Genomic DNA, 14,194 nt, shown 5'->3' with positions numbered 1-14,194 from the left:
CCCTCTCCGGCAGCCTGGCCGCTCTCGCCCCGGCCGAGCAGGAACGAGAGCCCGCACCGGCCCGGCCGGCGACCCGCAGCGTCCGGGACCGCCGCCCGGCGACGACACGGCCCCGGGCTCCGGACGCCTGCCCGTCCCCGGCCGGTCACCCGCACCCGGACACGGCGCTCCGGCCGCCGGGCACGGCGCCGTGGTCCCGGCGCAGGCGCCGGCCCCGGGCTCCGGTTCCGCCCCGGAGGCACCCGCCCACCCCTCCGCCGCGGCCTCGCGGTGGGACGAGCCCGGCGCCGGAGGCGGTGCCGCACGTCGTGGGCCCGGCACCGCGCTCGCCGCCGAGCGGGCCCGGCAGGTGCGGATGACCGTGGTCGGGCCGGTCACCGAGCGCTGGGCGCCGGAGCAGGCGGGCCCCGTGCACGAGAACTGGCAGCTCGCCGCGCCGATCGGGCCGGCCACCGACCTCTGGGCGCTGGGCGCACTGCTCTTCCGGGCCGTCCAGGGACACGCCCCCTACCCCGAGGAGTCCACGGCCGAGCTGGTGCAGCTCGTGTGCGCGGAGCCGCCCGCCTTCGCCGAGGAGTGCGGCCCGCTGCGCCCGGTGGTGGAGTCGCTGCTGCGTCAGGACCCCACCGACCGCCCGGACTTCGAGGAGCTGAGCGGCTGGCTGCGCTCCCTGGTGCGCTCGGCGCCCGAGCCGGACGCCGGCAGCCATGTGGTGCCCGTGCCGCCCGCCGACCCCAGCCGGCTGCCGATCGTCCGGCGGCGCGGCGAGCTGGTGCGGCGGCGGCGTGCCCGGGTGCCCGCGACCCACCCGCACGGCCGGCACAAGCGCGCGCCGGGGCCGACCCGTTCCCCCCGCAGCCTGGGCCGGCTGCTGCTCCTGCTGGTACTGCTGCTGCTCGCCGGGGCGGTGGCCTACGCGATGCTGTTCATGCCGAAGCGGGATGAGAACGGCGCCGCGGGCGGCGACCGCACCGGCAGTGCCGGCGAGGCGAGACCCGCGCCCTCGCCCACCGACCGGCCCTCCTCCGGGCGGCCGTCCGCCCCCGGGCCCTCGGCGTCCGCGCCCGCCGCCGAGACGCAGACCGGCGGCGACCCCTCCGCGGCCGACGGGTTCACCCTGCGCAAGGATCCGGACGGCTTCCGGATCGCCGTCGCCCAGGGGTGGGACCGCACGCCGAAGAACGGCAGCGGCCAAGTCGTCTACGCGCACGGGAACTTCGAGCTTCTCGTCGTGCCCGGACGGGACGGCGCGGGCACCTACGGCAGCGACCCGATGGTCTACCAGCGGGACAAGGAGCGCGAACTCCAGCCGTACCGGGACTCGAGCTGGGCCACGGCCACCGGACTGCGGACCATCGAGGTGGGCGGACGGACCATGGCCGAGGGCCAGTTCACGTGGACCGACGGACAGGGCCGCGACCGGTACGTGCGCAACATGGCGATCCTGCTGAACGGCCGCTACCACATCGTCCAGGTCCGGGGCCCGGAGGCCGAACGCGACGAGGTGACACGGCTGTACGAGCAGGCCACCGCGACGTACCGCTACACGGGCTGAGCGCCCCGTACACCGCCTGCGGCAAACGGCGCCGGGTTCCTCCCGCGCGCCGGAAGCGACAACCGTCACAGGACTGTCACCTTGGTACCCCTCGTGTTCCCAGGGGGAGGGCCGGTCCTTAGTCTGACCCTGTCAATAACATTGCGGGGCAACGTGAATCAGATGCAGGGCCTGCTCATAGCGGGCCGCTACCGGCTCGCCGATTCCATCGGCAGCGGCGGCATGGGCCGGGTGTGGCGCGCCCACGACGAGGTGCTGCACCGTCACGTCGCCGTCAAGGAGCTGACCGCGGCGCTCTACGTCTCGGAGAGCGACCAGGCCGTCCTGCTGGCCCGCACCCGGGCCGAGGCGCGGGCCGCCGCACGCATCAACCACTCCGCCGTCGTCACCGTCCACGACGTGCTGGAGCACGACGGCCGCCCGTGGATCGTGATGGAACTGGTCGAGGGCCACTCGCTGGCCGACGCGGTCAAGGAGAGCGGCCGCCTCGAAGCCCCCGAGGCCGCGCGGATCGGCCTGTGGGTACTGCGGGCCCTGCGCGCCGCGCACGCGGCGGGCGTCCTGCACCGGGACGTCAAGCCAGGCAACGTCCTCCTCGGCCGGGACGGCCGGGTCCTGCTCACCGACTTCGGCATCGCGCAGATCGAGGGCGACTCCACCATCACCCGCACCGGAGAGGTCGTCGGCTCGGTCGACTACCTCGCGCCCGAACGGGTGCGCGGCCACGACCCGGGCCCGTCCTCGGACCTGTGGGCGCTCGGGGCCACGCTGTACACGGCGGTCGAGGGCCGCTCGCCGTTCCGCCGCACCTCGCCGCTCAGCACCATGCAGGCGGTCGTCGAGGAGGAGGTGGAGGAGCCCCGCAACGCCGGTCCGCTCGGGCCCGTCATCACCGCCCTGCTCCGCAAGGACCCGGCCCGGCGGCCGGGGCCGCAGGACGCGGAACGCATGCTCGCCGAGGCGGCGCAGGGCCGCCTGCCGCACGCACCGGCGTTCGTACCGGCGCAGGGATCCGGCGCGCACGACGGCGCGACGGGCGGCACCGCCCACGCTTCCACCGGCCACCCCTCCGGAGAGACCGCGCCCGGCCGGCTGCCCGGCGAACCGGCCCGCGCGGGCCGTTCCACGACCGGCGCGACCGCGGTGGCCCCCGCACCCGCGGGCAGGCCGACCCGGCCCCGGCGCAGGCTGCGCGCCCTCGCGCTGGTCGTCGCCGCCGCGGCCGTGATCGGCGGAGGCGCGGCCGTCGCCTTCCAGCAGTGGGACGGCGCGCGGCGGGACACCGGCGCCGGCGGGGACACCCACCAGGTCACGCCGTCGGCCTCCGCCGGCGGCGACAGCAGCGCCACACCGAAGCCCGGCGGAGTCGTGCCCGACTCCTGGCAGGCGTACCACGACCCGTGGGGCTTCACCGTGTACCTGCCCGAGGGCTGGTCGCGCAGGGTCGTCGGCGCGCAGGCCGGTGCGCAGAGCGCCGGGCAGGCCGACCCGGACCTCCGGCAGGTCGACTACACGCCCGACGGCGGCAAGCACTTCCTGCGCATCTCCATCGACACCAGCTCGGACTTCGCCAACGCCCTCGAGCACCAGAAGAACCTGGAAGGGCAGATTCAATCGCTGGTCAACTACCACCGGGTGACCATGAAGGCGAACACCTACCGCGATCGCCAGGCGGCGCTGTGGGAGATGACCTGGGACGCGCTGGCGAAGGACCCGCCCTACGAGGCCGGTCCCCGGCACGCCGTCGAGGAGACGTACTTCTCGCGCGAGGGCACCGAGTACGCGATCTACATGTCGACACCCGAGGCGGACTGGCCGCAGTCCAGCAAGCAGTTCCACTGGGTGCTGCGGAGCTGGCAGCCGCCGGCCGCCGGCTGACCGGCCCAGGCTTGGCCGATCACCGACCCGAACGGGTGCGGCCGGTGCGGCATGATGGGCCTCATGGGATCCGACGGGGACGACTTCCGCGTGATCGCGGGCCGTTACCGCCTCCAGGAGCGGATCGGACGCGGCGGCATGGGCGTCGTCTGGCGGGCGAGCGACGAGGTGCTGGGCCGGCTGGTGGCGGTCAAGGAGCTGGCGGCCGACGACTCCCTCCCGGACGACGACGCCCGCCGCCGCCGGGACCGCACCTTCCGTGAGGCGCGGGCGGTCGCGCAGTTGCGGCACCCCCACATCATCGTCGTGCACGACGTCGTCGAGCAGGACGACCGCCCGTACCTCGTCATGGAACTGATCGACGGCGGCTCCCTCGCCGACCGCATCGCCAGGCACGGCCCCGTCGACGCCGTCGAGGCCGCCCGGATCGGCGCCGACCTGCTGGGCGCGCTGCGGGTCGCGCACGAGGCCGGCGTGCTGCACCGCGACATCAAGCCCGCGAACGTGCTGCTGGAGTCCGGCACCGGCCGGGTGGTGCTCACCGACTTCGGCATCGCGCAGGTCGCGGGCGCCACCACGCTCACCGAGACCGGCTCCTTCGTCGGCTCGCCCGAGTACACCGCCCCGGAGCGGATGGCCGGCACCCAGACCGGGCCCGAGTCCGACCTGTGGTCGCTCGGCGCCCTGCTGTGCACGGTGCTCAGCGGCGAGTCCCCGTTCCGGCGGGACTCGCTCGGCGGCATCCTGCACGCCGTCGTCGCCGCCGAGATCCGGCCACCGTCGCAGGCCGAACCGCTGCTGCCCGTCGTACGGGGCCTGCTGGAGCGCGACCCCGACCGCCGGCTGGACGCGGCGGACGCCGAGCGGATGCTGCGGACGTTCCTGGAGACGGGCCGCACACCGGCCGCCCCCGAACCGCCGGCGACGGGCCGCACCCCCAGGATCGTCGCCCTCGCGGCCCGTGCGGCCGGAGCGGGCCACCCGCCGACCGAGCCCGACGTGCCGCGGGCGCCGGGCGACCGGCCGACGCCGGAACGGCCCCCGCCCGCCCGCCAGTCCTCGCGCGGGGTGCTGATCGCCGCCCTGCTGGTCGCCGCGGTGGCCGGGGCGGGCATCTCGGCGGCGGCACTGCTGCTGCACCAGGGCGAGGGCGGCGGCCCGCCCGGCGGCACGACGAGCAGTCCGGCGGCGCCGACCAGCCGCTCCGGGGCACCGCCGACGGGCAGGCCCACGCCGTCCCCGGCGGACTCCGCGAGCGGCGCGCCCGCGGCGTCCCGGCCCCACACCGCCCCCTCCGGTTACCGCACCGCACGGGACCCGGCCGGATTCTCGCTGGCCGTGCCGGAGGACTTCGACCGCGAGCGGCAGGGCGAGCGCGTCTTCTACCTCTCCCCGGGCCTGACCTTCCGCCTCGGCGTCAAGGTCTCCCCGCCCGCCGCGGGCGGCCCCGCCGCGGTGATGAGCCGGGCGGCGGCGGAGGGGGCCGGCACCAACCCGGGCTACCACGACGGCCGGGTCATCGGGACCACGCACGCCGGACACCCCGCCGCGCTCTGGGAGTTCACCTGGGACGGCTTCAGCGCCGCCGAGGGCCCGCGCCACACCTACGACCTGTGCTGGGAGGAGGACGGCCGGATGTACGACGTGTGGGTGTCGGCGCCGGTCGGACGGGTCCGGGAGGCCAGGGAGTACTTCGACGTGGCCGTGGACACCTTCTCGGCCACGGCGCGTTGATTCCCGCTCGGTCACGGCTTCGTGACCGGTTCGTGTTCCCTGTGGTGGCGGACGCCGGTGGCGCGATATGGATGTTCCATGAGCAGTGACGGGGGAGCCGGCCGTACGGCCGACGACACGACGAGTTTTGTTCTGCGACCGCCTGCCCCGGTGCCGGGTGCGCGGCCCGGTGCGGTGCCCCGGCCGGCGGCCCCGCCGAGCCCGGAGCGGGGCCGGGCTCCCGCCGCTCAGGACGGCACCGGGCGGCTGATCGCAGGCCGGTACCGGCTGCTCGCCAAGCTCGGGCACGGCGGCATGGGCACCGTGTGGCGGGCCAAGGACGAGACGGTGGACCGCGAGGTCGCGGTGAAGGAGCCCCGCGTACCGGACCACCTTCCCGAGCGTGAACGCGCCAACGCCTTCGAGCGGATGCGCCGCGAGGCACGCGCGGCGGCCCGGCTCGACCACCCCGCCGTGGTCAACGTGCACGACGTCGCGGTCGTGGACGGCCGGCCCTGGATCGTGATGGAGCTGGTGCACGGCCGCTCGCTGGGCGACGCGCTGCAGGAGGGCACGCTGGACGCGCGCGAGGCGGCGCGGATCGGCCTGGAGGTGCTCGGCGCGTTGGAGGCCGCGCACGCGGCGGGCGTGCTGCACCGGGACGTCAAGCCGGACAACGTGCTGCTGGGCCGGTACGGCCGGGTCGTCCTCACGGACTTCGGCATCGCGCAGATCGAGGGCGAGACGAACCTGACCGACACCGGCGGTTTCGTCGGTTCGCCCGAGTACATCGCGCCGGAGCGGGTGCTGGGGCAGCGCCCCGGGCCGTCGAGCGACCTGTGGTCCCTGGGCGTCGTGCTCTACACCGCCACCGAGGGCGTCTCCCCGTTCCGCCGCAGCAACACCCCGGCCACGCTGCAGTCCGTCCTCAACGCCACCCCGGCCGCACCGGCGGCCGCCCGCGGCCCGCTGGCGGAGGCCGTCAACAGCCTGCTGCAGAAGGACCCTTCCCACCGTCCGACGGCGGGCCGGGTGCGGGCGCTGCTGGAGGCGGCCGCCAACCCCCCGGCGCCGGAACCACCCCAGCACGTGGCGGCCGCCGCGCCCACCGCGCCGGCCGGCCGCCTCCCGCGCCCGGGCCGCAAGGCCTGGCTGGGTGTCGGCGCGGCCGTGGCCGCGGCCGCGGTGGCCGGGTACCTCGTCCTCGCCGATCCCTTCGCGGGACCGCTGCCGGACGGCTGGGCGAAGCGGACCGACGCCGGACTGGGCGTCACCCTCGCCGTCCCCGCCTCCTACGTGCCCGGCCACCCGGACAAGGGCGACTCCGACCAGAGCTGGGTGTCGTACACGGATCCGAGCGGCGCCGTCTCGGTCGTGCTCGACCTGTCCCGGAAGTCGGAGGACTCGCTGCACGCGATCAAGAGCAACGCGGTGGCCCAGATGCACGCCGAGGACGAGAAGTTCAAGAACGAGGGCGACTACACCCTCGACATGCCCGAGGGCGCGAGGACGCACCCGGACGACGGCACCAGGTACCAGGGCAGGCAGGCCGCCACGAACACCGTCGAGTACACCACCGACGACTCCCAGCACCCGCTCCCGCGCGAGCTGCGGATCTTCTACTACCGCACCGGCGCCGGTGACCTGTACCGACTCACCATCGGCTACCCGGGCAAGGGCGACTTCACCGCGCGCGGCGAGGAGGTCGCCAGGACCGTGATCGCGAACCTGGAGATCAAGAAGCCCTGACGCCACGGACGTTCGGGGCCGGCCGGTCCCGACCCGCTTCGACAAGGGCGTGGTGCGCACGGTACTCATGTGACATGAGTGGAGACGGCGAACACCCGCCCGGCGCGCGGCTGATCGGGGGACGCTACCGGCTTCTCGCACGCCTGGGCGCCGGGCCGTCCGGGACCGTCTGGCGGGCCCGGGACGAGCAGGAGGGGCGGGACGTCGCCGTCAAGGAACCCGTTCTGCCCGGGCGGTCGGCCGCCGACGAGGAGAGCCGCCGGTTCGCGCACCGGCTCAACCGGGAGGCCCGGACCGCCGCCCGGGTACGGCATCCCTCGGTCGTCGCGCTGCACGATGTCGTCCTGGACGGCGGACTGCCCTGGATCGTCATGGAGTTGGTGGGGGGCGAGTCGCTCCGGGAGGCCGTACGGCGCGGGCCGCTGCCGCCCGCCGAGGCCGCCCGTGTCGGACTCGCCGTCCTGGGAGCGCTGCGTGCCGCGCACGCCGTGGGCATCGTGCACCGGGACCTCAAGCCCGAGAACGTCCTGATCGAGTCAGGGACCGGGCGGGTCGTCGTCACGGACCTCGGGACAGGGGACGGGCCCGCCGCGGACGTCCCCGCCGGGTTCGCCGCGCCGGAGCGGGCCGCCGGACGCGGCGCCGGACCCGCCTCCGACCTGTGGTCCCTCGGCGCCCTCCTCGCCGGCGCCGTGGAGGGCGGCGACGTCGGCCCGCTGCGACCGCTGCTGACCCGGCTGCACGCGCCGGACCCGGGCGCGAGGCCGACCGCCGAGGAGGTCGCGGCCGCCCTGGAGGCCTGCGCGACGGTGCCCGCCGCCCGCCCGGCGCCTGCGGCGCCGGCGCGGACCCCGGCACCCGAACCGCACCCCTGACCCGAGCGGCGCCGCCTTTTCACCACCGCGGCCCTCCCCGGGCCCCGAAAAATCCGGCCCGCGGTGATCGTCACTCGACAACGCGCTGATCAGCGCATTTGCTGCCAGTGATCACTGGCGCCATGTGTGTACTCGGTGAATCCCCGTTACCGACGGGTACCCAAAGCCTGCGCCGCGGCATACCCTGCGCGTCATGACGGACTCGCAGGCCCCGGACATCACCGGTACCAACCCGCTCGCGCCCGCCCCCGAGGGCGTCCGCACCGCCGCCGACGTGGTCACCCCGACGCTGGTGGCCCAGCTCATCAAGGGCGTCGTCGGCTCCGGCCGTACCGCCAACCACACCCCCTTCACCGGCGAGAAGCTGGCCGACCTGCCCGAGTCGACGCCCGAGGACGTCCGAGAGGCCTTCGCGGCCGCCCGGGCCGCCCAGTCCGTCTGGGAGAGGACCCCGGTGCGGCAGCGCGCCGCCGTGCTGCTCCGCTTCCACGACCTGGTGCTCGAGCGCCAGGCCGAGGTGCTCGACCTCATCCAGCTCGAGACCGGCAAGGCCCGGCTGCACGCGCACGAGGAGGTGCAGGCCGTCGCCGTCGCGGCCCGCCACTACGGCCGCAAGGCCCCCGCCTACCTGCGGCCCAAGAGGCACGGCGGCGCCGTGCCGGCCCTGACGAAGGTCACCGAACTGCGCCACCCGCGCGGGGTCGTCGGCCAGATCGCCCCCTGGAACTACCCGCTGGAGCTGTCCGTCGGCGACGCGCTGCCCGCGTTCGCCGCCGGCAACGCGGTCGTCATGAAGCCGGACACCGAGACCTGCCTCACCGCGCTGTGGGCCCGCGACCTGCTCGTCGAGGCGGGGCTGCCCGAGGGCGTCTTCCAGGTCGTGCTCGGCGAGGGACCGGTCGTCGGACCCGAGCTGGTCAGGCACGCCGACTACGTCTCCTTCACCGGCTCCACCCGCACCGGCCGCGAGGTCGCGCAGGGTGCCGCCGCCCGCCTGGTCGGCGTCTCCCTCGAACTCGGCGGCAAGAACGCCATGCTGGTCCTGGAGGACGCCGACATCGAGAAGGCCGCCGCGGGCGCCGTCCGGGCCTGCTTCTCCTCCGCCGGCCAGCTCTGCATCTCCATCGAGCGGCTGTACGTCCACGAGTCCGTCGCCGACGCCTTCCTGGAGCGCTTCGCCGCCCGCACCCGGGCCATGCGGCTCGGCAACTCCCTCGCCTACGGCGCCGACATGGGCTCACTGGTGGGGGAGCGGCAGCTCAAGACCGTGGAGCGGCACGTCCAGGAGGCCGTCGCCAAGGGGGCCGAGGTGGTCGCGGGCGGCGTGGCCCGCCCGGACATCGGCCCGTACTTCTTCGAGCCGACCATCCTCGACGGCGTCGAGGACTCCATGGCCGTCTGCGAGGAGGAGACCTTCGGGCCCGTCGTCTCCCTGTACCGGTTCAGCACCGAGGACGAGGCGGTCGAGCGCGCCAACTCCACGCCGTACGGCCTGAACGCGTCCGTGTGGACGAAGTCCGCCCGGCGCGGCCTGGACGTCGCCTCCCGGCTGCGCACCGGCACGGTCAACGTCAACGAGGGCTACGCGCCCGCCTACGGCAGCGTCCAGTCGCCGATGGGCGGCATGAAGGACTCCGGCCTCGGCCGCCGCCACGGCTCCGAGGGCATCCTCAAGTACACCGAGGCCCAGACGGTGGCCCGGCAGCGGATGCTGCCGATGGCGCCGTCGCTGGGGATGGACGACGCGCAGTACGCGCAGCTCATGAGCCGCAGCCTCCGCCTGATGAAGTCCTTCCGCTTCCGCTAGTGCCGGGCCGGTCAGGGGCCGCCCCGTCGTACCGCCGTTCCTCAGCGGGCGGAACCTGGCCGACGCGCTGCCGGCCCACCCCCGACCCGCAGTCACCCAAATCCGTTCTCGACGAGGAGAGCACGTGTCGCAGGAGAAGTCTGTCCAGACCCGGGACGAGGACGGGTACGACTACGACGTCATCGTGATCGGTTCGGGGTTCGGCGGCTCGGTCTCCGCCCTGCGCCTCACCGAGAAGGGCTACCGGGTGGGCGTGCTGGAGGCCGGCCGCCGCTTCACCCGCGACTCCCTGCCCAGGAACTCCTGGGACCTGAAGAACTACCTCTGGGCCCCGCGGCTCGGTATGTACGGCATCCAGCGCATCCATCTGCTGGGCAACGTGATGGTGCTGGCCGGCGCGGGCGTGGGCGGCGGTTCGCTCAACTACGCCAACACCCTCTACGTGCCGCCGAAGGCCTTCTTCGACGATCCCCAGTGGCGCGGCATCACCGACTGGCAGCAGGAGCTGAAGCCGTACTACGAACAGGCGCAGCGCATGCTCGGCGTGCGGCTGAACCCGACCATGACCCCGTCCGACGTGCACCTGAAGGCGGCGGCCGAGCGGATGGGCGTCGGCGACACCTTCCACCTGGCACCGGTCGGCGTGTTCTTCGGTGACGGCAAGGACGCCGACGGCACGGCGCGGGGCGGGCCCGGCGAGCAGGTGCCCGACCCGTACTTCGGCGGCGCCGGGCCGGCCCGCAACGCCTGCACCGAGTGCGGCGAGTGCATGACCGGCTGCCGGCACGGCGCGAAGAACACCCTCAACGAGAACTACCTGTACCTCGCCGAGAAGGCCGGTGCGGTGGTCCACCCGATGACGACGGTGGTGTCCCTCACGGACGACTCGCGCGGCGGGTACGCGGTCGCGACGCTGCCGACGGACGAGAAGAAGAAGGGCGAGGGGCGGCTGTTCACCGCGCGGAAGGTGGTGGTCGCGGCGGGTACGTACGGTACCCAGACCCTGCTGCACCGCATGAAGGCCGGCGGTCAGCTTCCCCACCTCTCCGCCCGGCTGGGCGACCTGACCCGCACCAACTCCGAGGCCCTGGTGGGCGCGCAGACCGACGACCGCCGCTACCGCAGGGCGACCGGGCAGCGCAGGGCCGACTTCACGCGCGGGGTCGCCATCACGTCCTCGATCCACCCCGACGACAGCACCCACATCGAACCCGTCCGCTACGGCAAGGGCTCCAACTCGATGGGCGGCCTGTCCATCCTCCAGGTGCCCTACGCCGAGGGGTCCTCGCGCGTCCTGGGCTGGCTGGCGAACGCCGCCCGCCACCCCCTGCTCGTCGCCCGCTCGCTGTCCAACCGGCGTTGGTCGGAGCGGTCCATCATCGGACTGGTGATGCAGTCGCTGGACAACTCGCTGACGACGTATCTGAAGCCCGGCGGGGTGGGCAAGGGCCTGCTCACCGCCCGCCAGGGACACGGCGCCCCGAACCCCAAGCAGATCAAGGCCGCCTCCGAGGCCGCCGCCGCGCTCGCCGAGGAGATCAACGGCTTCCCGGGCAGCAACGTCGGTGAGCTGATGGGCACCCCGCTGACCGCGCACTTCCTCGGCGGCTGCCCCATCGGCGACTCCCCGGAGAGGGGGGTGATCGACCCCTACCACCGGCTCTACGGTCACTGCGGCATCTCGGTGGTGGACGGTGCCGCGGTCTCGGCCAACCTGGGCGTCAATCCCTCGCTGACGATCACCGCACAGGCGGAGCGGGCCATGTCGTACTGGCCGAACAAGGGCGAGGAGGACCCGCGTCCGGCCCAGGGGGCGGCCTACGAGCGGCTCAAGCCGGTCGAGCCGCGCGAGCCGGCGGTCCCGGCTGACGCGTTCGGCGCGCTCAGGCTGCCGTTCCTGGGCATCCCGGCGGTGCCGCCGAAGGAGTAGCCGGACCCGGGGACGCAGGGGGACCTGCGTCCCCCTCCGAACGCAGGTCCTCCGCCGCACACCGTCTTCTTGATCCGGCAGCAGGTTTGATCCGCGAGGGCGATGAATGGTTGCTTCCGGATGCACCGGAATTCGTGTGGTGTGGATCACATGCGCTGCGGGCGGGAGCCGGGCGCGACGAAGGGCCCCGCGGGACTCGAACCGCGGGGCCCTCCTTTCGCCGGCACCGGCGCGGGGGCGCGCCGGTGCCCGGGAGCGGCGCCGGGGGGTCGCGCCGCCTGCTCTGTGCTCCTGGCCTTGTGTCTTCCGCCGGCCGGCCCCGGGCGTCCCCGGAGCCGGCCGTTCTCTTCGATGACCGGGCTGCTGTCCCCTGCCGTCCGGTCACTTCTCCGGAGCGAGGTCCCACGGTGTACGGCACGACCCGTACGCCTCATCGCTCCGGTGAGCCACGCGTGGTTCTGTCGGGCCCGCCCCTGGCTGGCACGGACAACCGTCTCAACGAAGCGGTGCGGGCGACGGTCACGCGCCGTACGGGTGAGACCCGGACCGAACTCAGATGCGACCCCGGCACAGCTCCAGCATGGTCATCGCCAGCGCGGTGCCCGGCCTGCCGAGCGCCTCGCGGTAGCGGCCGAGGATCTCCATCTCGCGGGAGAGGTTCACCCGCCGGCCACCGGACGCGATCCGGGCCTCCTGGACGACGGTGGACACGGCCATCCGCTCCTGGATGAGCCCGATGATCCGGTCGTCGAGCGCGTCGATGCGGGAACGTGCGTCCTCGATGGTCTGTTCCGCGGTGAGGGTGGTCATGTCGGGGTCTCCTCGTGAAGGTGGCTGACCTCAGGCCCCGGAGCGGCAGTACCCGGAGAAACGACAGGCGCCCCGGGCCTTGTCGGCCCGGGGCGCCTGGTAAGTCGCTCGGCTGTTCGCTCAAGCAGCACGACCATGGCAGCCGGCGGGCCGGGTGCCATAGGTAAAGAGGAAGGTCGAGTGCGCGAGCATGCGGCCAGTATGCCACGGTCCCCGCGCGGGGAGGGCGCGCCCGCCCGCACCGCTAGACTCGTTAGCACAGACCCCGCCCGACCACCAGAAGGCACCCCGTGTCATCAGCGACCTCCACTGCCGCCTCCCCCGACACCGTCCTGGTCGTCGACTTCGGCGCGCAGTACGCCCAGCTCATCGCCCGTCGCGTCCGCGAGGCGCGGGTCTACAGCGAGATCGTGCCGAGCACCATGCCGGTCCAGGAGATGCTCGCCAAGAACCCCGCGGCGATCATCCTCTCCGGCGGACCCTCGTCCGTGTACGAGGAGGGCGCCCCCCGGCTCGACGGCGCGCTCTTCGAGGCCGGTGTCCCCGTCTTCGGCATGTGCTACGGCTTCCAGCTCATGGCGCAGATCCTCGGCGGCACCGTCGACAACACCGGCGCCCGTGAGTACGGCCGCACCGACCTGCACGTCTCCAGGTCGGGCTCCACCCTCTTCGAGGGCACCCCGGACGAGCAGCACGTGTGGATGTCGCACGGCGACGCCTGCTCCGCCGCCCCCGAAGGCTTCGCCGTCACGGCGTCCACCGACGTCGTCCCGGTCGCCGCCTTCGAGAACGACGAGAAGAAGCTGTACGGCGTCCAGTACCACCCCGAGGTCATGCACTCCACGCACGGCCAGCAGGTGCTGGAGCACTTCCTGTACCGGGGCGCGGGCCTGACCCCGTCCTGGACCACCGGCAACGTGATCGAGGAGCAGGTCACCGAGATCCGCGAGCAGGTCGGCGACCGGCGCGCCATCTGCGGTCTGTCCGGCGGCGTGGACTCCGCGGTCGCCGCCGCGCTCGTCGCGCGGGCCATCGGCGACCAGCTCACCTGCGTCTACGTCGACCACGGCCTCATGCGCAAGGGCGAGACCGAGCAGGTCGAGAAGGACTTCGTGGCCGCGACCGGCGTCAAGCTGGTCGTCGTGGACGCCGAGGAGCGCTTCCTGACCGCCCTCAAGGGCGTCTCCGACCCGGAGCAGAAGCGCAAGATCATCGGCCGTGAGTTCATCCGCGTCTTCGAGCAGGCGCAGGCGGAGATCATCGCCGACGAGGGCCCGGCCGTGGAGTTCCTGGTCCAGGGCACCCTGTACCCGGACGTGGTCGAGTCCGGCGGCGGCACCGGCACCGCCAACATCAAGTCGCACCACAACGTCGGCGGGCTGCCCGAGGACCTCGAGTTCAAGCTGATCGAGCCGCTGCGCAAGCTGTTCAAGGACGAGGTCCGGATGGTCGGCCAGGAGCTGGGCCTGCCGGAGGAGATCGTGCAGCGTCAGCCCTTCCCGGGCCCCGGCCTCGGTATCCGCATCGTCGGCGAGGTCACCAAGGAGCGTCTCGACCTGCTCCGGGATGCCGACGCCATCGCCCGCGAGGAACTGACCGCGGCCGGCCTGGACCGGGACATCTGGCAGTGCCCGGTGGTCCTGCTCGCGGACGTCCGCAGCGTCGGCGTCCAGGGCGACGGCCGCACCTACGGCCACCCGATCGTGCTGCGCCCGGTCTCCTCCGAGGACGCCATGACCGCCGACTGGTCGCGGCTGCCGTACGACGTCCTCGCCCGCATCTCGACCCGGATCACCAACGAGGTCCGGGACGTCAACCGCGTCGTCCTGGACGTGACCTCCAAGCCCCCGGGCACCATCGAGTGGGAGTGATCCTCA

Annotated in this window: 8 protein-coding genes and 1 pseudogene; 8 read left to right on the top strand and 1 reads right to left on the bottom strand. The window is 73.9% G+C overall.

What is annotated here, in order from left to right; translation table 11 throughout:
- From MXD57_RS28190 to MXD57_RS28160, 7 genes and pseudogenes are all read left to right on the top strand, one after another.
- Window positions 1-1,555: pseudogene (locus MXD57_RS28190) on the top strand (serine/threonine protein kinase); the annotation flags it as partial.
- A 162-nt stretch (window positions 1,556-1,717) separates the two neighbouring features.
- On the top strand, window positions 1,718-3,433 hold the full coding sequence (locus tag MXD57_RS28185) for a serine/threonine-protein kinase (RefSeq protein ID WP_250404983.1): 1,716 nt from the start codon (window positions 1,718-1,720) through the stop codon (window positions 3,431-3,433).
- 63 nt (window positions 3,434-3,496) lie between these two features.
- Complete coding sequence (locus MXD57_RS28180) at window positions 3,497-5,167, top strand: serine/threonine-protein kinase (protein WP_250404979.1); 1,671 nt, start codon at window positions 3,497-3,499, stop codon at window positions 5,165-5,167.
- Window positions 5,168-5,245: 78 nt separating this feature from the next.
- Window positions 5,246-6,895, top strand: coding sequence for a serine/threonine-protein kinase (locus tag MXD57_RS28175; RefSeq protein ID WP_250404977.1), 1,650 nt, complete (start codon window positions 5,246-5,248; stop codon window positions 6,893-6,895).
- Window positions 6,896-6,969: 74 nt separating this feature from the next.
- Window positions 6,970-7,770, top strand: a complete 801-nt coding sequence (locus MXD57_RS28170; protein ID WP_250404975.1) for a serine/threonine-protein kinase — start codon at window positions 6,970-6,972, stop codon at window positions 7,768-7,770.
- Window positions 7,771-7,963: 193 nt separating this feature from the next.
- Window positions 7,964-9,577 (top strand): succinic semialdehyde dehydrogenase, encoded by a 1,614-nt coding sequence (locus MXD57_RS28165; RefSeq protein WP_250404974.1) that lies wholly within the window; start codon window positions 7,964-7,966, stop codon window positions 9,575-9,577.
- Window positions 9,578-9,701: 124 nt separating this feature from the next.
- Window positions 9,702-11,507, top strand: coding sequence for a GMC family oxidoreductase N-terminal domain-containing protein (locus tag MXD57_RS28160; RefSeq protein WP_250404972.1), 1,806 nt, complete (start codon window positions 9,702-9,704; stop codon window positions 11,505-11,507).
- A 552-nt stretch (window positions 11,508-12,059) separates the two neighbouring features.
- On the opposite strand, the gene MXD57_RS28155 is transcribed toward MXD57_RS28160, so the two are convergent.
- Window positions 12,060-12,317, bottom strand: coding sequence for a chorismate mutase (locus MXD57_RS28155; protein WP_250404970.1), 258 nt, complete (start codon window positions 12,315-12,317; stop codon window positions 12,060-12,062).
- 290 nt (window positions 12,318-12,607) lie between these two features.
- On the opposite strand from MXD57_RS28155, the gene guaA reads away from it, so the two are divergent.
- Entirely contained in the window at window positions 12,608-14,188 is a 1,581-nt protein-coding gene (gene guaA, locus MXD57_RS28150; protein ID WP_250404968.1) for a glutamine-hydrolyzing GMP synthase, read from the top strand.
- Window positions 14,189-14,194 lie beyond the last annotated feature (6 nt).

This window comes from Streptomyces cellostaticus, assembly GCF_023630175.1.
GTDB lineage: Bacteria > Actinomycetota > Actinomycetes > Streptomycetales > Streptomycetaceae > Streptomyces > Streptomyces cellostaticus_A.
Note: the sequence above shows the minus strand (reverse complement) of the source record. Positions and strands in the feature narration are given on the sequence as shown.